We start from the raw sequence: 22850 nt of genomic DNA on the forward strand, positions 1-22850 counted from the left end.
TGCATGTTCGCCGGTAGCAGGCATCAAAGGTTTCTACGCATGTACGCCTTTTGACGAAGTAAGTAGTTCGTTTTGTTTTCTTTACTCGTTTGCCGAAAAGAACTCTGCTGTTGGGGCGGGAACAAATGCCCGTGGCTGCCGGTGGCCCCTTGGGGAAACAATGCCGGGCCTTCTGTTCTTTTGTTTATAGATACTCAGCACAGGGCCGCCTCCGTATGATTTCTTCCACTGTCACGCTCGGTGAAGGCGTCGTCGTTCACCATCCTGATCTCGTCAATCTCTACGGCTGCACCATCGGCGACGGCGCCCGCATCGGCACCTTCGTCGAAATCCAGAAGGGTAGCTCGGTCGGGCGCAACTGCAAGATATCGAGCCATTCCTTCATCTGCGAAGGGGTGACCATCGAGGACGGCGTGTTCATCGGCCACGGCGTGATGTTCACCAACGACCGGTATCCGGGCGCGGTGACCGCGACCGGAGAGCTGCAGTCGGAAAAGGACTGGGTGGTCATTCCCACGCTGGTCAAGCGGCGTGCCTCCATCGGCAGCAATGCAACCATCTTGCCGGGAACGACGATCGGGGAGGGCGCCCAGGTCGGCGCCGGCGCCGTCGTCACCAAGGATGTCCCGGACCATGCCATCGTCGCCGGCGTGCCGGCCCGTGTTATCGGCCGCGTCACGACGACGCCGGCCGAGGTTCTTTCATATAGGGGAAGATCATGATCGGTTTTGCTGTCATCGGTTACGGCTACTGGGGGCCGAACCTCGTGCGCAACATCGCGGAATTGCCGAATGCCCGTCTGGTCAGCGTCTGCGACCTGAAGATGGACCGGCTGCAATCCGTCAAGACGCGCTATCCCTCCGTCGATATCACCGATGATTTCGAAGAGGTGCTGCGCGACCCGCGGGTCGATGCCGTGGCGATCGCGACGCCGGTCTTTGCGCATTTCAAGCTCGCCATGCAGGCAATGATGGCCGGCAAGCATGTCTTCGTCGAAAAGCCGATGGCATCCAATGTCGACGAAGCCCGGCGCATGGTGGAGGAAGCGCAGCGGCGGCGCCTGGTGCTGGCCGTCGACCACACATTCGTCCACACCGGCGCGGTGCGCAAGATGCGCGAGATCGTCGAGGAAGGGCTTGGCGACGTCTATTACTACGATTCCGTCCGGGTCAATCTCGGCCTGTTCCAGCATGATGTCAGCGTCGTCTGGGATCTTGCCGTCCACGATCTCTCGATCATGGACTATGTGCTGCCGGAAAAGCCGGTGGCGGTCTCGGCGACGGGCATGAGCCACGTGACCGGCGAGCCGGAAAACATCGCCTATCTTACTTTGTTCTTCGAGAGCAAGCTGATCGCCCATATTCACGTCAACTGGCTGGCGCCGGTCAAGGTGCGCCGCACGCTGATCGGCGGCAGCAAGAAGATGATCGTCTATGACGATCTGGAGCCCAGCGAGAAGATCAAGGTCTACGACAAGGGCATCACGCTCAACGGCAATCCGCAGAAGAACGGCGAGAAGGTCTACCAGATGCTGGTCGGTTACCGGACCGGCGACATGTACGCACCGCAGCTCGACATGACCGAGGCCCTTGGCCGGGAACTGGCGCAGTTTGTGCGCTGCGTCGAAACCAACGAGCAGCCGATTGCCGATGGCCACGCCGGCCTCAGGGTCGTGCGCATTCTGGAGGCCGCGACGCAGTCGCTCGCCCAGCGCGGACGGGTCATCGAACTCGAACAGGCGAGGCTGATCGCATGATCCCGCTGCTCGACACCAAGGCGCAATACCAGTCCCTTAAGAGCGAGATCGATGCGGCCGTGCTCGCCGTTCTGGCATCCGGGCATTATGTGCTCGGCGAGGAAGTGGCAGCACTGGAAGAGGAGTTCGCCTCCTTTTGCGGCGTGCGCCACGCCATTGCCGTCAACACCGGCACAAGCGCGCTGCATCTGGCGCTGCTCGCCGCCGGCGTCGGCTCGGGCGACGAGGTCATCACCGTTCCCTTCACCTTCGTCGCGACGGTCTCGGCCATCTGCTACACCGGTGCGCTGCCCGTCTTCGTCGATGTCGAGCCGACGACGCTCACCATGAATGCAAGGCAGCTGGAAGCCGCGATCACCCCGCGCACCAAGGCGATCATCCCCGTTCATCTCTATGGCCAGATGGCGGATATGAGCGCGATCCGCGAGATCGCCGACCGGCATGGCATTCCCGTGATCGAGGATGCCTGTCAGGCGCACGGCGCCCGCTATCACGGCCACCGCGCCGGAAGTCTCGGCATTTCCGGCTGCTTCAGCTTCTACCCCGGCAAGAACCTCGGCGCCTGCGGCGAAGGCGGCATGGTGGTCACCAACAATGACGAGCACGCCAAAACCATGCGGATGCTGCGCGACTGGGGGCAGGAGCAGCGATATCATCACGTGCTCAAGGGCTTCAACTACCGCATGGACAACATTCAGGGCGCGATCCTGCGGGTCAAGCTGCGGCGGCTCGATGACTGGACGCAGGCGCGCCGCGACCGCGCCCTGCGCTATTCGCTGCAACTGGCCGGCTTGAGCGGCGTGCGCACGCCGGTAGAAGCGGCTCATCGCGAGCATGTCTATCATGTCTACGCGATCCGCTGCCGCGATCGGCTGAGGCTGCAAGGCGCGCTGCTGGCGGCGGGCATCCAGTCCGGCCTGCATTATCCGATCCCGGTCCATCTTCAGAAGGCGCATGCCGATCTGGGTTACAGCAACGGCGACTTCCCGGTCTCCGAGGCAGCGGCGCAGGACGTGCTGTCGCTGCCGATCTACCCGGAGATGAGCTTCGATCAGATTGAGCAGGTTGCCCAGGCCGTCATCGCAGCGGAGCAGGACGCCTATGTTCACTGATCTCCCCCGCATCGTCCCGGCGGTTCACGGCAAGGGCGCCGTCGAGCAGGCCTATCAGCGCGAGCTGATGACCGAGCTGCAAAAGAACTACGAACGCACAGGCCTCATCGACCTCTACGGCCGGTTTTCCTCCGGCGATGGCTTTGTCGATGCCATGATGCGCAGGACGATCCTGCAGGCGCTCGCGAAGAGCTGCGGACCGGGCCTGCAGGTTGGCAGCGGCGCGGGCTTCAAGCACCCGGAAACCTTTGAGATCGGCAACGGCGTCTTCATCGGTGCACAGGCCTATATCCAGGGGCGCTACGACGGCACCTGCGTCATCGGCGACAATACCTGGATCGGGCCTCAAGCTTTTCTCGACGCCCGCAACCTGGTGATGGGCGATTATGTCGGCTGGGGTCCGGGGGCGAAAATCCTCGGATCGAGCCACACCGGAAACCCGAGCGATGTGCCGATCATCCGCACCGACCTCGAGATCAAGCCGGTGCGGATCGGCGATTGGGCTGATATCGGCACGAATGCCACGATCCTTCCGGGCGTGACCATCGGCAAGGGCGCCATCGTCGGCGCCGGCGCGGTCGTCACTGCGGATGTCGAACCTTTTTCGATCGTCGCCGGCGTGCCGGCAAAATTCCTGCGCTGGCGTGACGATTCCGGTGCCGAAAAACAGATGGGGGCAAGCATATGAGAGACAAGCGAATCCTGATCACCGGCGGAGCCGGCCTCATAGGTTCCCACATCGCCGATCTGGTCGCGCGCGAAGAGCCGCGCGAGATCATCATCCTCGACAATTTCGTGCGGGGACGGCTTGAAAACCTGGCAAGCGCCAGCGCCGCCCATCCGCTGACGATCATTGACGGCGACATTCGCGACCGGGAGCTTCTGGCAAAGACCTTCGTGGGGATCGACGTCGTTTTTCATCAGGCGGCGATCCGCATCACCCAATGCGCGGAAGAACCACGCCTTGCCTTCGATGTGCTGGCGGAAGGCACGTTCAACGTGCTGGAGGCGGCCGTGAACGCGGGTGTTTCGAAGGTGGTTGCAGCGTCTTCGGCCTCTGTGCTCGGTCTAGCCGACAGCTTCCCGACCACGGAACAGCATCATTCCTACAACAACCGCACGATCTATGGGGCGGCGAAAGCCTTCAATGAAGGCCTGCTGCGCAGCTTTGCGGAAATGTACGGTCTTCGCTATGTGGCCCTGCGCTATTTCAACGTCTACGGCCCGCGCATGGATGTCTACGGCGCCTATACCGAAGTGCTCATTCGCTGGATGGAGCGCATCGCAAGGGGACAGCCGCCGATCATCCATGGTGACGGCAGCCAGACGATGGATTTCGTCCATGTCCACGATATCGCCCGCGCCAATCTTTTGGCTGCGAAATCGGATGTGACCGACGAAGTCTTCAATGTCGCGAGCGGCCAGGAAACCAGCCTCTTGGAACTCGCCCAGATGCTGGCGCATGTGATGAACGCTCCTTCGCTGCAGCCGCAGCATGAGGCGGCCCGCAAGGTCAATGCCGTACCGCGCCGGCTTGCCGATATCAGCAAGGCCGAAACGCTTCTCGGCTTCAAGGCTCAGATCAATATGGAAGACGGGCTTCGCGACCTGGTCGCTTGGTGGCGGCAGGAGAGGGCTGCAGAGGGAGAAGCCGCGTGACCGCAATCCCTCAAGTTCCCGTCGCCAAACCGGTGCTCGACGAAGAAGAGGTTGCGGCGGTCCGAAGGGTCGTGCTGTCCGGCTGGGTGACGCAAGGGCCTGAGGTCGCCGCGTTCGAAAGCGAGTTTGCGGCCTTCGTCGGCGCGCCCCATGCCTGCGCGGTTTCCAACTGCACGACGGCCCTGCATCTTGCCCTGATGGCGATCGGTGTCGGCCGGGGCGACGAGGTGATCACCGTCAGCCACACCTTCATCGCGACGGCCAATGCCGTTCGCTATTGCGATGCGGTTCCGGTCTTCGTCGATATCGAGCATCACGGCTTCAATATCGATCCGGAGCAGATCGAGGTGGCCATCTCGCCGCGCACCAAGGCCATACTGGTCGTGCACCAGATGGGCATGCCCTGCGACCTCGCCCGCATCGTCGATATCGGCAAACGCCACGGCATCCCGGTCATCGAGGATGCGGCCTGCGCCTCCGGCAGCGAAATCCGCTGGGGCGAGAAATGGGAGAAAATCGGCAAGCCGCATGGCGATATCGCCTGTTTCTCGTTTCATCCCCGCAAGGTCATCACCACAGGCGACGGCGGCATGCTGGTGACGGCCAATGCCGAATACGACCGCAAGTTCCGCCTGTGGCGCCAGCACAGTATGAGCGTCAACGATCAGGTGCGGCATGGGGCCAAGAATGTGATCTACGAGGAATATCCCGAGGTCGGCTACAACTACCGCATGACCGACCTGCAGGCGGCGATCGGCCGCGTGCAGCTCAAGCGCCTGCCGGAGCTTATGGCAAAACGCCGGCAGATCGCCGAGCTTTATCGGCGCGGCCTGCACGATATCAACGGCCTGCAGGTGCCGCATGAGCCCTCCTGGGCCTGCAGCAACTGGCAGAGCTATTGCGTGATGCTGCCGTATTGGCTCGACCAGCGCGAAACCATGCAGGCCCTGCTCGACAGCGGCATCTCGACGCGGCGCGGCATCATGAACATTCATCGCGAGCCGGCCTACCGCACCGAAAATTCCCATCGAAGGGTGAGAAACCTCGAAGCGAGCGAACGGGCGCAGGATAAGGGCATCATCCTGCCGCTGTTCTCGGAGATGAGCGACCATCACGTCTCGATGGTGGTCGACGTCTTCCGCAAGGTGGTAGGCAACGCCACGCCGCGATAAAAAACAGATATCGACGAAAGCAATTGAGCGTCCTGTCCGGGCGCTCATTTTTTTATGGGAAGGTCAGGCCGATTTCCAGATCCAGCTGCGCAGCCGCGCCGGAAAGGCCGTTGGCGGCAGCATCTCGGTAAGGCATTTGAGCGAATAGAGCCCGCTCACCAGCGCCCCGATCGATCCGAGCACTGTCGCCTGCCAGAGCGGCAGGAACAGCGGCAGGCAAAAGACCAAGCTCGATGCGGCGAAATAGGCGGCGCCAAGGCGATAATTGGTCGAGGACCAGCGAAATCCGGTCAGACCGCGGGCGATGACATAGATCAGCAGGCCATGCCAGACATAGAGCCCGAAGAAACCCATGCCGGCGCCAACGGCGCCGAATTTGGTGACGAAGAACCAGACCAGCCCGACGTGAACGATGCTGGCCGCCACCTCGGTCCAGAAGAAGATCGCCTGCGCCCCCTTTGCCAGCACGATATAGCCGATGGGCCAGGCGACGATGCGCAGCATCATGCCAAGGCAAATCCAGCGCAAGAGATCGGCCGCCGGCGCGAATTCCGGGGAGTAGAACAGCCACATGGCCACCGGCGCGAAGGTGAGGGTGGCGATGACGCCGGGTCCGGCCAACAGCAGGCTTACCTGCGTCTGCTCGTTGACAAGGCGATTGCAGGTGGCGTGATCGTCGGCCACAGCGGCAAGGCGAGGATAAAAATCCGTTCCCATCGCCTGCAGCACGAAGCCGGCGTAAAGCCCGCCCAGCGCCCATGCCGCCTGATAAAGGCCGGCCGCGACCGCGCCGTCGAGCTTGAGGACGATCAGGCGCACCGCATAAGCCGCGCCGAAGGTCAGTAGACCGCTTGCCATGAAGACCGCGCCGAGCTTGACGACCGTCATCGCCTCGTCGCGCGACTGCCCGGCCGTGATCGCCGGCCGGTTCAACCGGATTTTCCGACTGTAGAAGAAGGTCGTCAGGGCCGTCGCAGCGGCAACGACGATCAGCGACACGACGATGCCGTCGGCGCCCAGAAAATAGATCAGCGCGATGGAGGCGACGGTGCTGACAAAACCCGAGATCACATTGATGCGGGCAAGGTTTGCGATCTGCCGCATGCCCTGAAGCAGGGCCGTTTCGCCGCTGCAGACCAGCCGGAAAAAGACGGCGAGCGCAAGCAGCGCCGTGCCGAAGACATGCTGGTCTTCGCCGAAGGTGAAATGCGCGACCGGTGCCGCCAGCCCCGCAAGCAGGATCGCGCCGAGGATCGCGAGGATCACGGACAATCTGCGCAGCACGATCGCGGTGCGCGAAACGCGGTCCCTGTCTTCGTTCTCGGCCGTCCGGGCAATTTCGCGAACGCCGCTCGACTGGATGCCGAGCCCCGCCAGCGTCTGGGCGATGTCGAGAATGGAATTGTAGAGGGCCATCAGGCCGATGCCCTCCGGCCCAAGCAGCACGGCGAGCGCTTTGTTACGGATGATCGAAAAGCCGACATTGATCAGAGACGATCCGCCGATCAGGGCCGTCGATTTCAGGATATGGGCGTAGCTCTGCTTGCCGGCCGAACTTTTCTCAGCGCTCACCGGGGCGGCTCCCCTTTTCCGGGAGCATATTCCTCGGCCACGATGCGGCGCACCACCGTTTCCAGGCTCTCCTGCCAGGGCGGCGCGCGCCAGTCGAAGACCTGCTCGAATTTGTCGCAGTTCAGGGCAGAGTGGAGCGGGCGCGGAGCAGGGGTCTTGTATTCCGCCGTCGTGATGTCGCGGACCTCGGCGGAGGGGCCGCCATGGGCCTTGCTGATCTTGAAAATCTCGCGGGCGAAATTGGCCCAGTTGGTCTCACCGGTTCCGGCGACATGGTAGACGCCGGGCATCGTCATTCTTGCGGGATGGGTGGCGACCATCATCACGGCCGCGGCAAGGGCGGAGGCGGCGGTCGGGTTTCCCCATTGGTCGGCGACGATATCGATCGTCTCGCGCTGGTTGGCGAGGCCAAGCATGGTGCGCACGAAATTATGGCCGAAAGGACTGTAGACCCAACTCGTGCGCATGATGATGTGGAGCGGGTTTGCGCCCGCCACCGCATGCTCGCCCCTGAGCTTGGTGTAACCGTAGAAGGTTTTCGGTCCGGGCTCGTCATCCTCGCGGTAAGGCGTTTCGCTGTTTCCGGAAAACACGTAGTCGGTGGACAGGTAGACGACGGGCACGCCGAGCATCGCCGCGGCTTCCGCGACCAGCGCCGCGCCGGTCACGTTGATTTCATAGGCGAGATCCTGCTGGAATTCGGCCCGGTCGACGGCGGTATAGGCGGCGGCGGCAACGACGATATCCGGCTGGTGCGCAAGAATGACCTCGGTCACCGAGGCGGCATCGGTCAGGTCGAGTTCCGGACGGCCGACGGTTATCAACTCGACACCCGGAACCAGCCCAGCGGCCTCGACGAGGCTGACGGCAAGCTGCCCCTTGTTGCCCGTCACCAGGATTTTCATCGCGGTCCCGCCACCTTGCCAAGCCGTTGCCCGTCATAGACACCTTCGCGGATCGGACGCCACCACCAGTCGTTTTCAAGAAACCAGCGGACGGTCTTTTCGATGCCGGATTCGAAGGTTTCCTGCGGTTTCCAGCCAAGGTCTTTTTCAATCTTGCCGGCATCGATGGCGTAGCGCCGGTCATGCCCCGGACGATCGCTGACAAAGGTGATGAGATCGCGGTAACTGCCCTGTCGCCGCGGCCGGAGGCTATCGAGAATACCGCAGATCGTCTGCACCACGACAAGGTTGCTGCGCTCGCAATGGCCGCCGATGTTGTAGCTCTCGCCGATTGCCCCGTCCGACACGACGCGCGTCAAGGCGCGTGCATGATCGTCGACATAGAGCCAGTCGCGCACATTGCTTCCCGTGCCGTAAACGGGCAGGGGCTTTTCATCCAGCGCGTTGAGAATGACGAGCGGAATGAGCTTTTCCGGGAAATGAAACGGCCCATAATTGTTCGAGCAATTCGACAAGACGACCGGCAGGCGGAAGGTATGGTGCCAGGCGCGCACCAGATGGTCGGCCGAGGCCTTGGATGCTGAATAGGGCGAGGAGGGCGCATAGGGCGTCGCCTCGGTAAACATGCTGTCGTCGAACGGCAGGTCGCCGAACACCTCGTCCGTGGAGATGTGATGGAACCGGAACCGCCGCGCCGCCTCTTCCGGCAAGCCCTGCCAATAGGTCCGCGCGGCTTCGAGAAGGCGGAACGTGCCGACGATATTGGTCTCGATGAAGGCCGCCGGCCCCTCGATCGACCGGTCGACATGGGTTTCCGCGGCAAGGTGCATGACGAGGTCGATGTTTTCGGCCTGCATCAGCGCCAGCACGGCGCGTCCATCGCCAATATCGCCCCTGATGAAGCGATAGTTCGGCCCATGCGCGATTGATCTTAAAGACTCGACATTGCCCGCATAGGTGAGCTTGTCGAGGTTGACGACACGAACTCCGGGGATCGTCACCAGATGACGGCAGAGCGCCGATCCGATAAAGCCGGCGCCGCCGGTGACAAGCACGTTGCGAGGCATCATGAGTGCATCTCCTGCGGTAACTCAAAGACTTCCGCATCGTCCAGACGGGGCGCTTTCATGTCTCTTTCCGAAAGCTGCAGGAAGGACGCCGAAAACGGCCAGGATATGCCGATGCTCGGGTCGTCGAAACGGATCGAACGATCATATTCGGGCGAATATGGGTTCGTGACCTTGTTGATGATGGCGGTGTTCGGCTCCAGGGTCACCGAGCCGTGGGCGAAGCCCTTGGGGATCAGCATCCGGTTGCCCCGGCTGGCGGAGATGCGCAGCGCGGTCCAATGGCCGAAGCTCGGCGATCCTCGGCGGATATCGATCGCCACGTCGAAGATCGAGCCGTTGGCGACCCAGACGAGCCTGTCCTGGGCAAGCGGCGGCAGCTGGTAACTCAACCCGCACAGAACGCCCTTTTCCGCGCAAAAGGAACACTTGTCCTCGACGAACTCAAGATCGAAGCCAAGCTCGCGGAAATGCCGGGCGCTCCAGATTTCCGAAAGGCACTCCCGCTCGTCCGCCACCCGCTGGGGCGTGATTTCGAAGACGCCGTCAAGGCCGAGCGGTCGGATTTCCATCGACATCAGGCATACTCCTGCGCCCGTTGCCGCAGATAGGATGCGTAAGCCGTATTGCCGAGCGTGGAAGCGCGCTTGAGCACGGCCTCGGCGCTGAGCCAGCCCATGTCGAGCGCGATCTCTTCCGGGCAGGCGATCTGGATGCCCTGCCGCCGCTGCACGGTCCTGACAAAGGACGAGGCATCCTGCAGGCTGTCATAGGTGCCTGTGTCGAGCCATGCATAACCACGGCCAAGCTGCACCACCCGAAGCGCTCCGCGCTCGAGATAGATGCTGTTGACGGTGGTGATCTCCAGTTCGCCGCGCTGCGACGGCTTGATAGACGAGGCAATCTCGACGACATCGTTGTCGTAGAAATAGAGGCCGGTGACGGCCCAGTTGGATTTCGGGGATGTCGGCTTTTCCTCGATGGAGAGGGCGCGGCCGGTTTTCCTGTCGAAACTGACGACGCCGTAGCGCTCGGGATCGTCGACGTGATAGGCGAAAACAGTTGCTCCCGACGCCTGGTCTACCGCCTCCCGGCAGGCCAACGGCAGGCCATGTCCGAAGAAGATGTTGTCGCCGAGGATCATTGCGACTGAGTCATTCCCGATGAAATCGCGGCCGATGATGAAGGCTTCCGCCAGCCCGTTCGGATGGGGCTGCTCGGCATAGGAAATTTCAAGCCCGAAATGCGATCCGTCGCCCAGAAGCTGCTGGAAGCAGGGCAGGTCGCGCGGCGTCGAGATGACAAGGATTTCGCGGATGTTCGCCAGCATTAAGACGCTGAGCGGATAATAGATCATCGGCTTGTCGTAGATCGGCAGGATCTGCTTGGAGACCGCGATCGTCAGCGGATAGAGGCGCGTGCCGCTGCCCCCTGCCAGGATGATGCCCTTCATGAAAGCGCCCCTCGTGCCTGTTTCGCCATAGCCGGCCGCGCGTCATTCGGCGGGTTCATTGGCTGTTCTCTTCGGGAAGCCCCGTAATCGACTGTTTGGAATCGCCGGCAGCCATCGCCTGCTTTGTGATACGCACGACATCACCGGGCTGCAACAGAGTGGTTTCGTCTGCCGGAAGCGCCGCGACCTTTTCCCCGGTTTGCCGGATGACGGTATAGGCCAATGCCGGTTCGCTCGACTGTTCCCTGGCTCCATCGCCGTTCGACAGATATTCCAGGAGAAGCTTCTGGGTCGTCTCCTTTTTCAACTTCAGCTGGTCGAGATTCGCCTGCTGCAGCTGCAGGTCGGATGACACCTCGGTCTGTTGCTTGTCGTACAGTCCGTCGAGATTGCGGGTGGCCTCGGCGATGTTCTGCCGGGCCCGCATGATCGCAGTGACGAGATCCAGCCGGTCTGCCTGATAGCTCCGCAGCATGCGCTGGATGTCCGTCAGCCGTGAAGGCGTCCAGATGCCGCGCTCGACGAGGCTCTTCATATCGCTCAGCTCTTTCTGGACAGAGGCGATGTCCTCGTCATTGCCGAGGATTTTCTTTTGCGTCGTATCGATCTCCGCCTCGAGCAGGGTGCGAAGGTCGGAGAATGATTTCGCCTGCCGGGAGAGGACATTTGCCCGGCTGGTGAAGACCGCCTGTTCCTGCTTGAGGATCGCGGCGGCCAGAGCCCTGTTCTGCTCGGCGGCGGGATTGAAATCGATCTGCTTGGCGCCTGCCATTTCGGCGCGCAGCCGGGCGATGGTGATTTCACCACGCAGGATGGCGTTGTCCATCTCGCGCAACTGCCCGACCAGGCCGGTCGCCCCCTGCGGCGCTTCCGCCTTGTTTTCCAGCCGCCGCTCGCCGCCGCCCATCGCCAGCGCCTGCAGGACCGTGAGCCCCGCCTGGAACTGATATTCGCCGGGCGCCGTGACGTCCCCGACGAGGTAGATCGGCGGGTAGGCGACGATCGCGACCGTGGCCTCCGGCGGATTTGTCAGGCCGATCTTTTCCTTCAGACGCGCCGCGATCTGTTCGGCGAGCGTCGCGCTGGTGAGATTGGCGACCGACAGCGTGCCGATGACGGGCAGCGTCAAGGTCTCATCCGGCGCGATCGTGAACTCGCCGCCGAGCGCATCCCATTTTTCGTAAGCGCCCTTGTTGGGCATCCACTGGATGATGCTTATACGTATCTTGGTTTTTGGCGAGAGTTCGTCGATCCCGGCACCGGCAGGCCTGCCGGCAGCAGACAGGGCGACCAACGCAAGCGCGAAAACGGCCGTGCATCGGGAAAGGCGATTTCGCATCAAGTATCCGAGCATGTAGCTCCCCCGCCGGAATGTCGGATGCCCCGATCTCCCGAGGCTGCTTCAGCACACGTCGTGCCCGCGATTTTCCCCGGCGCTCTTTGGCCCCAATTTGCATCCAAGTGTGCCAATTACTGGGGGAATTTGAAGGTGGAAGATGGGTAATCCGCTTTATCAATATGGGTAGGTTTCCGCCCGAAAATCTACTCGCATGGCGATAGCATGCCGTTCGGCACGCATCCCCGGCGGAAGCGACCCGTGCGGGCGGATCAGAGGCGCGTACACCATGCCTACAACCATCTTAAGGATGAGTATTTCTTTCACCCCTAATGCGTCCGATGAGTGGATAGGTATGCGGTGTCTCTTTCCGGTACAGATGTATCGTCTTGGACCTCAACCGTTTTGCACCGTCGCAGTTGCAGTCCGGCTGGTTTAAGCTTGCGGCCATTCACTACGAAGCAGTCGCCGATCCGTGGCACTCGTCGTTCATCGGGCAACATCGCAGGTGAAGGATACAATGCTTTTGCAATCAAAGATTGATGACGACAACCCCGGAAGCATCGACAGCCCGGCTAAAAAACCGGAGCCCGATCGAATCATCCTCATCCTGACAAACGTCCCGACGGTTTCCGAGCCGCTGATCGACGCGATCGAGCGCGAATTTCCCTGGACTCACGTCGAGCAGGTCGATCGTATCGACGATGCCTGCCGGATTTTCGCCCATCCGGTCTCGCTAATGCTGATCGATGTCACTTTGGTGAAAGAGGCCGAGGCGGCTGCAAACCGACTTCGGGCGGCACATCCACAAGCGCTGGTGGCGATCATCGAGCCTTACGACAAGTTTTCCGCGATTACGGTGCTCGATATCGCCCGGTCGCCTCTCATCCGCAGTGTGCTGCCGATGGACCTGCGGCTCGATGTCTGGCTGTCGGTCATTCGCCTGATGCTCTGGGGCGGCGAATATTTGCCATTCACTTCAATCGTCGATGCCGTCACGGGCGGAGCGACTGAGAGCCGGGAAGCAGCCAACGCGGAAAACACCGCGGGCCTCAGCGAACTCACCACACGGGAGTTGCAGATCCTGGAAATGGTCTGTGCCGGCCTGCAGAACAAGCTGATCGCCGTAGAATTCGCCCTGTCGGAGCACACCGTCAAAATCCATTTGCACAACATCATGCGCAAGCTCGGCGTACACAACAGAACCGAGGCTGCGGCGCGCTACAGAAGCTTCAAGAACGGTCACTGATCGGACACCGCTGCCCCGCAATTCGCGACCCGTTTCAGGGCTCGCGGATCGCCGTATCCAGGCCGCGGATGAGCGGATACAGGAAATACGAGATCACCGTGCGCCGGCCGACCTTCAGCTCGGCCGAAACGGTCATGCCCGGCAGCAGCCGCACGGGCTCCCCTGTCGTATGAAGGGTCGTATCCGAAAGCAGCACGCGCGCTTTGTAGAAGGGCACCAGACGGCCCTCGGCCTTGTCGGCATCGGTCGGCGTGAAGGCATCCTGGCTGATCACCCGGATGGCGCCGGATGCCGTTCCGAACTTCTGGAACGGATAGGCATCCAGCTTGATGCGGGCGTCCATCTTGAGCGCGACGCGGCCGATGTCCTGCGTATTGACGGCAACCTCGGCCTCCAGCGGCGCATCGAGCGGTACGAGCAGCACGATCGGCTCGGCCTCGCGAACGACGGAGCCGACGGAGCGCTGCGCAAGGTCGAGCACGACGGCATCCGAGGGCGCCGTCAGCGTGATCATGTTGCGGCGCAGCTCCATCTTCTTTAGCTCTTCGTCGGCGGTGTCGCGCTGGGCGCGCAGCTCGACCAACTGCTCCATCGACGAGCGCCGGAAGTCCTCGATGAAGGCCTGCCGCTCGGCCGTGAGCTTGGCGAGCGCATGGGTCGCCTCGTCTGCCTTGCCGCGCAGCACCGTCAGGTCGGAATCGACGTCGAGGCGGGCATCCCGCGAGCCGAGAAACGCGACGAGCGAGCCCGTATCGTTGCGAAACAGGGTTTCGCGCGCCTTTTCGATCTGAACGAGGTTTTCGCGCCGGTCGGCGAGCACCACCTGCTGCTTCTCTCCCGAGGTGATCGCTGCCGCCTGCCCGTCGATCTGCTGCCGAAAATTCTGCAACTGGGCATCGAAAAACGCGCGCCGCTGGTTGAACAGCTTCACCTGCAGCAGTTCATCGGCGGAGGGGCCGGCGAGCGTCGCATAGTCCACGCCGGCAAGCTCCGCCTCGATGCGTTTGACCTGTGCGTCGAGAGCCGCGAATTTCTTTTGCTGCTGGTCGACATCCGACTGGCTGAAGGTGGCATCGAGCGTCGCCAGCGGCTGGCCGGCCCTGACGATCTCGCCGGGGGTCACGTCGATCGTGCGGATGATGGAGGTTTCGAGCGGCTGGACGACGATCGTCGGCCGGGTGGTGATCAGTTTGCCGGGGGCGATGACCACCTCGTCGATCTTGGAAACCGAGGCCCAGACGATGGCGATCAGGATGAAGGATGTTACGCCGTAGAGCATCAGGCGCGCGATGCGCGGCGGCACTCGCTCCTCAAGCTCGACCGCATCCGACTGGAACTCCGCAATCACCGCCGGGCGCGGGCGCCGGAGCACGATCTCGTTCGCGGGTTGGGGAACCGGCACGGGAAGGTTTTTCGGGTCGTCGCTCATGCGGACTGCCTCGTCTGTTGGCTCCAGAGGTGGCGATAGGTGATGCAGCGCGACACGAGCTGGTCGTGACGGCCAAGATCGGCGATCTTGCCGCGGTCGATCACCAGGATCGCATCGGCATCGACCAGCGTGGACAGCCGGTGCGAGACGATGATGACCGTGCGGCCGGCGGCGATCTTGCTGAGGTTCTGGCGAACGATTGCCTCGCTGTCGGGATCGAGCGCGCTGGTGGCTTCATCGAGGATGAGCAGCTTGGGATCGGTGATCAGCGCGCGGGCGATCGCCAGCCGCTGCTTCTGGCCGCCGGAGAGATTGGAGGCGTTTTCCTCCAGCATGGATTCGAAACCGCGCGGCAGGCGCTCGATGAATTCCTCTGCGCCGGCAATGCGGGCGACCGCGATGACATCCTCGATACTCGCATCGGGCTTTGCAGCCGCGATGTTTTCCCGCACGGTGCCGCGGAACAGGAAATTGTCCTGCAGCACGACACCAATGCTTGTGCGCAGATGCGACAGGTCGATTTCGCGGCTGTCGTAGCCATCGACCCGGATGATGCCCTGCTGGTTCTGGTAGAGCCCCTGGATCAGGCGCGTAACCGTCGTCTTGCCCGAGCCGCTCTTGCCGACGACACCGAAAATCGAGCCGGCCGGAATGGTGAAGGAGACGTCGTCGAGCGCCGGGGGACCATCGCTGCCATAGCGGAAGGTCACCTTGTCGAAATCGATCCGGCCCTTAAGCTCCGGCCGGATACCGCGGCCGCGGCCGAACTGCTCCGGCTTCTGGTTCATGATCTCACCGAGCATGCGCACGGAGAGCGCCACCTCCTGATACTCGTGAACCATGGTGACGATCTGCACCAGGGGGCCGGAAACGCGACCGGCCAGCATGTTGAAGGCCACCAGCGCACCGATGGTCATTGCGCCGCTGAACACGTCGAGCGAGCCGAGGCCGATGATGGCGACGCTCATCAGTTTTTCCAGCAATCCGGTCAGCGCCTGCGCGACAGTAGAAATCTTGTCGACGCGGAAACGCACAGAGATGGTTTCGGCCGAGCGGTCGTCCCAGACCTTCCGCTGGCGCGGCTCCAGCGCCAGCGATTTGACGGTGCGCATACCGTGCACCGTCTCGACGAGCAGCGCCTGCCGCTCGCCCTCGGCCTGGTAGAGCGCCTGCAGCCGCCTTTGGAACGGCCCGACGAGCACCATGACGACAAGGCCGACAAGGGTCGCGAAACCCAGGACGACAAGGGTCAGCTTGACGCTGTAGAGAAGCAGGATCGGGATGAAGACGAGCAGCGAGAAGGCGTCGAGCAAAGTCAGGAAGAGGCGGCCGGTCAGAAATTCGCGGATACGCGCCGTCTGCTGCATGTGCTTGACGAGGACGCCGGCGGAGGCCTGTTCGAAAAGCGCGATCGGCAGGTTGAGGAGATGGCCGAAGGTGCGGGTCGCGACGCGGATATCGATCTTGTTGGTGGCGTAGAGCAGCAGGTAGCGCCGGAGGAAAGTGAAGGTCGCGTCGAAGATCAGCGCGATCGCGATGCCGATGGTCAGCACCAGCAGCGTCGAATAGCTCTGGTGCACCAGCACCTTGTCGATGACCAGCTGGAAGAAGATCGGCGTCGCAAGCCCGAGCCCGTAAAGCACGACGGCGGCAATCGCCACGTCGCGCAGCAGGCTGCGCTGGCGGACGATCTCTGGCAGGAACCAGCGGAAGCCGAAGGGCTGGTCGGCATCCGAAAGCCGGTAGTTGCGCTTCACCAGAATGGCGTTTCCACGCCAGCTTCTGGTGAACTGCTCCTGACTGAGGATCAGGAATTCCGGCCGCTTCGCCAAGGGGTCAAGCACCTTGACGCGGGCATCCTCGCCTTCGCCGGTTGCATCGGCCACGATCACCCAGTTGCCGTTTTCGAGTTCCGCGAGCAGCGGATAGGCGCCGCCGAGGTGAAAGAGCGACGTCCATGTCAGCTGCGCATTCTTTGCCTTCAGTCCGGCGTCCTTGGCCATACGGAGCAATTGCCGGGTAGAAACGGCCTCCTCGCCGACGGCGTAATCGTGCATCAGCCGCTCCGGCGACAAATCTATGCCGTGGTGGCGGGCTGCGAGTGCGAGACACTGGAGGTTCGTATGCGCAAATGTCGTCATGTCAGCACCCGCGATCTCATGCCTGCTCAGTTGAAATTGGGAGACATATTGCCGGCGCCTTCCGCATCGCTGACCGCGAGCGGCGGCACCTCAGCAAGGCGGCGGATCGCGCCGGCGTCCACGAGGCCGTTCAGCGCCTTCTGCATCAGGTCGACGGCATTGGCGAAGGCATCGATCGGCATGATGATCCGCTGGCGAAAGGCCGGGCGGGGATTGTTGTTGGCATCCCGCTCGGTCGCCGAAAGCGACATCATGTCGATCCTGACGATCGTGCCGGTAACGGTGATTTCGCCGATGCCATCGGCATAGAGTTCTTGGGTCATTGCGGTCTCCGTAGCTGGGTTCGAGAGAAATCAGGCAGCGTGAACGTGGTGCCATGGCGGGAAGGGATCGGGCAGCCCGCGGCCGAGGTGCGGATCGAAGCTTGTTTCATGGCCGGTCAGGCAGTCATCCAGGGCCTGGCGGATCTTGTCCTCCTCGAGCCCCATGCCGATGAAGACCAACTCCTGCCGCCGGTCGCCCCAGATGCTGCTCCAATGGCGCTGGAGGAGGGCATTGAACTGGGGGTGACGCGGCCAGTGGGCGCGCGGAACCGTCGCCCACCAGAACCCCTTGGCTTCGACCCGCCGCTGGATACCTGCAATCGACATCAGGCCGATCCATTCGGGACGGGTCGCCAGCCAGAAATGGCCCTTGGCGCGGATGAGGCCCGGCCAGTCGGTGTCGAGAAACTGCTGGAACGCCACGGGATCGAAGGGACGGCGCGCCCGATAGACGAAACTGCTGATGCCGTATTCTTCGGTTTCGGGCGTATGATCTCCCCAGCCGTAGAGTTCCTTGTGCCAGAGCGGATGCCGGGCCGATTTGGCTTCGCTGAACAGGCACGTATCGAGGATCGCATCGAGCGGCAGAAGCCCGAAATCGGTCTCGATCACCCGCGCATCGGGATTGAGTGCGGCAACCACCGCCCGCACCGTGGAGCGCTCTTTCGGCCCGATATCGGAAATCTTGTTGATGACGACGACGTCGGCGAATTCGATCTGCTCGACCAGCAGATCGACCAGCGTGCGCATGTCGGCATCGTCGCGCGTTTCGCCGCGATCGCTGAGGAAATCCGTGCTGGAATAGTCGGAAAGCAGGTTCACCGCATCGACCACCGAAACCATCGTATCGAGCCGTGCGATATCTGAGAGCGCGGCTCCGGCTTCGTCGCGGAACGAGAAGGTGGCGGCGATCGGCAGCGGCTCGGCAATGCCGGTGCTCTCGATCAGCAGGTAGTCGAAGCGTTTTTCCGATGCGAGCCTGCGGACCTCGCTCAAGAGATCGTCGCGCAGGGTGCAGCAGATGCAGCCGTTGCTGAGTTCGACCAACGTCTCGTCGGTGCGAAGGAAATCGCTGCCGCCATCGCGGATGAGGTCGGCATCGATGTTCACTTCGCTCATGTCGTTGACGATGACCGCCACGCGAAGCCCGTCGCGATTGCTCAACACGTGGTTCAGGATCGTGGTCTTTCCCGAACCCAGAAATCCCGCCAGGACGGTTACGGGAAGCCGATCGTCAACTGCCATGCCTGTCATGCGCGCCTCTCGTTCAAGCTGCCAGTTGCGGCCGGAAGGCAACATCCACGTAGTAGTTCGTGCTGTTGTAGCTGTTGCCTGGGAACAGCCCGCTCGTGCCATACGCATAGACGCCGTTGCCGCCGCTGAGCGCGGAGGAAAATGCATGCAGGTTCTGGTTCGAGACGCTGTTGGCGAAGAAATTGCCGGTGGCCGAATAGCTGCCGTTGGTGCTGTAGGAGACGACGTAGGTCGTATTTGCCGTGATCGCGACCTCGTTGGACAGGTTGACGGTCTGCCAGCCGCTGGCGCTCTCGTTGGCGAAAGTGGCGGTTGCAAGCAGCGCGCCGCTGGCGCTCCAGAGATAGCCGGTGTGCGGCCCGGTGTTGCTCGGCCCCTTGTAGAACTTGATGCCGGTTACCCAGCCCGCAGTGTCTGCCTGGAATTTCATGCCGAGATTGACCGGGCTGTTGTCGTTCACCGTCACCGTCGTCGGCGTCGCCGAACTGGAGAAGAGGCTCTGCGTATCTCCGGGAGGGGCGACCACCAGCGAGACCTGCGCGGAGGAGGTGCCGCCGCGGCCATCCGAGATCGCATAGCGGAAGCTTGCAGCGCCCGAATAGCCGGTGGTTGGCGTAAACGTGATGGTGTTCGTCTGGCTGTTGAAGGCGACGGTACCGTTGACGGCGTTGCTGACACCGGTGATCGTGAGCGGGTCGCCATCGGCATCGTTATCGTTGGCAAGCAGGACTGAAGCCTGGATCGACACCGGCGTATTGGCCTGCGCGGGAATGCCGGGGTCATTTGCCGCGACGGGCGCGGTGTTCGACGCCGAGCGTTCGAACAGCACGTCGACCCAGTAGTTGGAGGCGTTGTAGCTCCCGCCGGGGAAGGTGCTGGTCGAACCGTAGGCATAGACACCGTTGCCGCCGCTCGACGAACTCGACGGTGCTGTCAGCGGTCCGTTCGTGCGGTTGACGTTGAAATAGTTCGGGCTGACCGCATAGTTGCCGTTCGAATGGAAGCTCGCGACATAGGTCGTGCCGGCGGTGATGGCGACGGGCTGCGAGAACATCACCGTTTGCCAGCCGCTTGCCGTCTCGTTGACAAAGGTCGCGGTTGCCAGCCGCGTGCCGGTGGTGGTCCAGAGCGAGCCGCTATGGGTGCCGGTATCGAGCGCGCTCTTGTAGTAGCGGATGCCGGTGATCGTGCCCTGCGCCGAAGCCACGAACTTCATGCCAAGCTCGACCCCGTTGGGATCGTTGGTCGAAGTCTGCGCCGGGGTATCGGTCGGGCTGAACAGGCTGACGGCAGTCGTAGGCGCGTTGACGGTGATATTGACGGTGGCCGAGGAGGTGCCGCCGCGACCATCGGAAATCGAATAGGTGAAGCGAGCCGCGCCGGTGAACCCGGTGGTGGGGGTGAAGGTAAAGGTCTTGTTCTGGGCGTTGTAGCTTACCGAGCCGTTGACCGCCCCGCTCGCGCCGGTCACCGCCAGCGGATCACCGTCGACATCCGTGTCGTTGGCCAGCACCTGCGTATCGGCAATGACCAGCGCCGTGTTCTGGACGCCGGTGAAGCCGTTGTCGTTGTTGGCGACCGGCGCGGTATTGACGGCCGACGGGTTGAAGACGACATCGACCCAGTAGTTCGAACTGTTGAAACTGTTGCCTGGAAAGACGGTGTTGCTGCCATAGGCATAGACGCCGCCGCCCTGGGCGACCCTGAGCGAGCCCCTGCTGTAGTCGGAATTGAAATACTGGTTCGTGGCCGAATAGAACCCCGAGGTGTGATAGGACGCGATATAGGTGGTGCCGGCCGTAATCTGGATCGGACTGGAGAACTTGACGGTCTGCCAGCCGGAGACCGACTCGCCTGTGGAGGTGCCGGTGGCAAGAAGCGAGCCGTCCGAAGACCAGAGACTGACCTTGTGGTCACCGGTATTATAGAAGCCCTTGTAGAAGCGGACCGCCTCGACGGAGCCGCTGGTCGTCGAGGAGAAGCGCACGCCGAGTTCCACGCCGTCGCGATCGAGCACGGTCTCCTGCGTCGGTTTGGAGGCCAGCGTCCAGAGACTGGAGCTGCTGGGCAGCGTGACGGTCACCTGCTTGCCGGTCGTCGGCGTTTCCACGTTGACGCTGTCATCGACGGCGCGCGACATGATGTTGTAGGTGCCGCTTGCCTGGACGACCCAGCTGTAGCTCCAGTTTTCCCGGCCGGTGGCCTTGAACCAGCTTGCTCCGCCGTCGGTCGAGACCTCGATGCCGGCGATGACGCCACCGCCAAGGTCATGGGCGGTGCCGGTCACGGTAACGCGCTGTCCTTCGACAAAGGAGGCGCCGACCGTAGGCGAGGTGATGGAGGAGATCGGCTTGGTATGATCGGGCGACTGTGTCGCCAGGATCAGGCTCGCATCGATCGTCGCCGGCTGGATTCCCATGTCGGCGAACATGTTGATCATCGCCTGCTGGACGTTGCGGTCGGTGGCCGTCACCGGGCCCAGATGGTTGGCATTGAGGCCCCAGGACCAGAAGACGGTGCCGGCGCCGAAGACCAGCGCCCCGCTTTCGGCCCGGTACATCGTCAGGCTATGGGTTGCCGTGGCCGAGCCGATGGTCGCACCGTAGTCGCGCAGATAGGTATCGACGGAAACGCTGGAGAGCGAAAGATTGACGAGGCCGGCCGGCCGGAAGCCGTTTTCGACATCCGAATCCCATTCGTAGCCAAGCAGGTTTTGCGACAGCTGCAGCGTCTGGCCCGGCTGCAGATTGGCGACATCCGTGTTGCGCCAGAAACGCAGGTTCGAGAAGTCCGATGGAACCGAGATCGCGTCCTGACGGTAGCTGTCGACGGTAAACATCGTTCCCGTCAGGGCATTTTCCGGCTTCTGGCCGGGGTCGGCATAGCGGGGATCGCGCCAGGTGCCGGTGCCGATATTGCTCGGATCGGTGCTGGTGCCCCAGGTCTCCTTGTAGCAGACCATCGTGCGATAGGCCGAGCCGTTGCCGTCGATGCTGTTTTCCCAGCGAACCTTCCAGTAGCATTCGTTGCCGCTCCAGAAGGCGAGGTTGACGCCGGCATCGCGGGCGGCCTCCACATTCGAGCGCTGCTCGGCCGACCAGTATTCGTCATGGCCGACGGAAAGATAGGCCTTGTGGTTGAGAAGCAGGTTGCCGTTACGGGTCGCATCCACGCCGGAGATATACGAGACGTCGTAGCCGTTCTGTTCCATCCACTGAATGGCGGAGTGCTCGACGCCGAAGATGAAGTCGTGGCTACCGCCGACCGGGCTGGTGTTGGTAATGATCGGCCGGTTGTAGCTGACGGCCGATGCGCGGCCGATGGCGGTGAGGCCGCAGCTGCAATTGGGCGGCATGTAGCCGATCATCTTGTTGGGATCGACCGGAACCTCGCCGTAATAGAGGCTTGCGCCGCCCCAGGCGTTGTAAGCCTGCCATGTGGTGTCGGAGGTCTGGAACACGACGTCGCTGGTCGATCCGTCGTCGCGCACGACGAATGGAATGATGCTCGCGCCCGATGTTCCGTCCTCGCGCACCAGCTTGGCGAAATAGACGCCGGAAACTGCATCGCCCGGAACATTCCAGCTGGCCGAGACCGACCAGTTGCCGCAATCGATCAGGCCGAGCGACATATCGACGATGGGGTGGGGCTGGACCTGCGCCGTCGCCAGCGTCTTCTGGATACTGTCGACCTTGCGGGCGCCGTCGCCGCCGTAATAGCCGAGCCGGTAGATGTCGATACGGTAATTCTTCGAGTCGGTCGCGATCTTGAAATCGACCTTTCCACCGACATCGGTGCTGATCTCGGTGGCGAAGCCCTGAATGTTGCCGTCGCCGTCGCCTTCACCGGGGAGAGCCCATTCGCTCCGCGGCGTGCCCTGCTTCATGTTTTCGAGCACGATCTTGTTGGTGATCGCCGGGGCGGCGGCAGCCGTGACCGCGGCATCCGGCACCGGGCTGGTGAAGCTGCGGGCGGCCGGCGTTTGCGTATTGACGGGAAGCGCCACGGATTCCGATTGCAGGACGACCTTGGGCTGCGGCGAGGACGTGTCTATCGCGGATGCGGGAAGGTTTGCGAGGATCGTGCGATCTTCCGAGGCGCCGACATTCCTGGCCGGGCTCGTGTCAACCACCGCCGACAACACGCCGGCGGTGGTGGCGGACTTCGCAGGGCCAGGCGCGAAATCCGCGGTAAAGGTCGAGGACGGCGTCGAACCGCCGGCGGCGCGGTAGACCGATGTTATGTCGCCCGTATTCGACGACGCGGGTGCATCGCTCGTATCTGCCGGCGCGGCGCTGAAGACGCCGTTGAAACCAGTGGAGACGCTCAGATAGTTGTCGTCCTTGATCGTGAATCTCAACATGCGGCACCGCCCCGATCGCCGTTTTGAACCCCGCTCCCGTGGGGTTTTTCTGACCAGAG

At 62.5% G+C, this 22850-nt stretch carries 18 protein-coding genes; 7 read left to right on the forward strand and 11 right to left on the reverse strand.

The annotated features are described in order from the left end of the window. The first annotated feature begins 215 nt into the window (after positions 1–215). The 6 genes from ASC86_RS23790 to ASC86_RS23815 are packed head-to-tail and all read left to right on the forward strand — an operon-like array spanning position 216 to position 5699. On the forward strand, positions 216–722 hold the full coding sequence (locus ASC86_RS23790) for an acyltransferase (protein ID WP_056327124.1): 507 nt from the start codon (positions 216–218) through the stop codon (positions 720–722). Beyond that, a complete protein-coding gene (locus tag ASC86_RS23795; protein ID WP_056327126.1) occupies positions 719–1756 on the forward strand; it encodes a Gfo/Idh/MocA family oxidoreductase in 1038 nt (345 codons plus the stop codon). The genes ASC86_RS23790 and ASC86_RS23795 overlap by 4 nt, the downstream gene beginning before the upstream one ends. Next, complete coding sequence (locus tag ASC86_RS23800) at positions 1753–2868, forward strand: DegT/DnrJ/EryC1/StrS family aminotransferase (protein WP_056327128.1); 1116 nt, start codon at positions 1753–1755, stop codon at positions 2866–2868. The genes ASC86_RS23795 and ASC86_RS23800 overlap by 4 nt, the downstream gene beginning before the upstream one ends. After that, on the forward strand, positions 2858–3556 hold the full coding sequence (locus tag ASC86_RS23805; RefSeq protein ID WP_056327130.1) for an acyltransferase: 699 nt from the start codon (positions 2858–2860) through the stop codon (positions 3554–3556). Before ASC86_RS23800 ends, ASC86_RS23805 begins: the two co-directional genes overlap by 11 nt. Further along, complete coding sequence (locus tag ASC86_RS23810) at positions 3553–4527, forward strand: NAD-dependent epimerase/dehydratase family protein (RefSeq protein WP_056327132.1); 975 nt, start codon at positions 3553–3555, stop codon at positions 4525–4527. Before ASC86_RS23805 ends, ASC86_RS23810 begins: the two co-directional genes overlap by 4 nt. Beyond that, positions 4524–5699, forward strand: a complete 1176-nt coding sequence (locus ASC86_RS23815; protein ID WP_056327134.1) for a DegT/DnrJ/EryC1/StrS family aminotransferase — start codon at positions 4524–4526, stop codon at positions 5697–5699. The genes ASC86_RS23810 and ASC86_RS23815 overlap by 4 nt, the downstream gene beginning before the upstream one ends. A gap of 63 nt (positions 5700–5762) precedes the next feature. On the opposite strand, the gene ASC86_RS23820 is transcribed toward ASC86_RS23815, so the two are convergent. From ASC86_RS23820 to ASC86_RS23845, 6 genes are read right to left on the reverse strand one after another with little or no spacing between them, the layout of a single operon-like run. Beyond that, a complete protein-coding gene (locus ASC86_RS23820; RefSeq protein WP_056327136.1) occupies positions 5763–7271 on the reverse strand; it encodes an O-antigen translocase in 1509 nt (502 codons plus the stop codon). Continuing rightward, positions 7268–8176 carry a dTDP-4-dehydrorhamnose reductase gene (gene rfbD, locus ASC86_RS23825; RefSeq protein ID WP_056327138.1) on the reverse strand — a complete coding sequence of 303 codons (909 nt, stop codon included), beginning with the start codon at positions 8174–8176 and terminating at the stop codon, positions 7268–7270. Before rfbD ends, ASC86_RS23820 begins: the two co-directional genes overlap by 4 nt. After that, positions 8173–9246, reverse strand: coding sequence for a dTDP-glucose 4,6-dehydratase (gene rfbB, locus ASC86_RS23830; protein ID WP_244477684.1), 1074 nt, complete (start codon positions 9244–9246; stop codon positions 8173–8175). Before rfbB ends, rfbD begins: the two co-directional genes overlap by 4 nt. Beyond that, positions 9243–9815, reverse strand: coding sequence for a dTDP-4-dehydrorhamnose 3,5-epimerase (gene rfbC, locus ASC86_RS23835; RefSeq protein WP_056327220.1), 573 nt, complete (start codon positions 9813–9815; stop codon positions 9243–9245). Before rfbC ends, rfbB begins: the two co-directional genes overlap by 4 nt. 5 nt (positions 9816–9820) lie before the next feature. Further along, positions 9821–10696: a glucose-1-phosphate thymidylyltransferase RfbA gene (gene rfbA, locus ASC86_RS23840; protein WP_056327140.1), complete on the reverse strand. Its 876-nt coding sequence runs from the start codon at positions 10694–10696 to the stop codon at positions 9821–9823. Positions 10697–10751: 55 nt separating this feature from the next. Next, positions 10752–12035 carry a polysaccharide biosynthesis/export family protein gene (locus tag ASC86_RS23845; protein WP_162245035.1) on the reverse strand — a complete coding sequence of 428 codons (1284 nt, stop codon included), beginning with the start codon at positions 12033–12035 and terminating at the stop codon, positions 10752–10754. 517 nt (positions 12036–12552) lie between these two features. Between ASC86_RS23845 and ASC86_RS23850 the strand changes: the two genes are divergently transcribed. Beyond that, positions 12553–13281 carry a response regulator transcription factor gene (locus ASC86_RS23850; RefSeq protein ID WP_056327143.1) on the forward strand — a complete coding sequence of 243 codons (729 nt, stop codon included), beginning with the start codon at positions 12553–12555 and terminating at the stop codon, positions 13279–13281. A 34-nt stretch (positions 13282–13315) separates the two neighbouring features. Here ASC86_RS23850 and ASC86_RS23855 read toward each other — a convergent pair whose 3' ends face one another. Genes ASC86_RS23855 through ASC86_RS23875 form a run of 5 tightly spaced genes read right to left on the reverse strand, consistent with a single transcriptional unit; the run spans position 13316 to position 22791 of the window. Beyond that, the gene (locus tag ASC86_RS23855) at positions 13316–14710 is read right to left on the reverse strand and encodes an HlyD family type I secretion periplasmic adaptor subunit (RefSeq protein ID WP_056327144.1); all 1395 of its coding nucleotides are present in this window, start codon (positions 14708–14710) and stop codon (positions 13316–13318) included. Then, positions 14707–16851 (reverse strand): peptidase domain-containing ABC transporter, encoded by a 2145-nt coding sequence (locus tag ASC86_RS23860; protein WP_056327147.1) that lies wholly within the window; start codon positions 16849–16851, stop codon positions 14707–14709. The genes ASC86_RS23855 and ASC86_RS23860 overlap by 4 nt, the downstream gene beginning before the upstream one ends. 26 nt (positions 16852–16877) lie before the next feature. Continuing rightward, entirely contained in the window at positions 16878–17174 is a 297-nt protein-coding gene (locus ASC86_RS23865; protein ID WP_056327149.1) for a hypothetical protein, read from the reverse strand. 30 nt (positions 17175–17204) lie between these two features. Next, positions 17205–18428: a GTP-binding protein gene (locus tag ASC86_RS23870; RefSeq protein ID WP_056327222.1), complete on the reverse strand. Its 1224-nt coding sequence runs from the start codon at positions 18426–18428 to the stop codon at positions 17205–17207. Between the two features lie 13 nt (positions 18429–18441). Beyond that, positions 18442–22791, reverse strand: a complete 4350-nt coding sequence (locus tag ASC86_RS23875; protein ID WP_056327151.1) for a DUF4082 domain-containing protein — start codon at positions 22789–22791, stop codon at positions 18442–18444. Between the last annotated feature and the right edge of the window lie 59 nt (positions 22792–22850).

The sequence above is a fragment of the Rhizobium sp. Root1212 genome (assembly GCF_001424985.1).
Taxonomy (GTDB): Bacteria; Pseudomonadota; Alphaproteobacteria; order Rhizobiales; family Rhizobiaceae; genus Pararhizobium.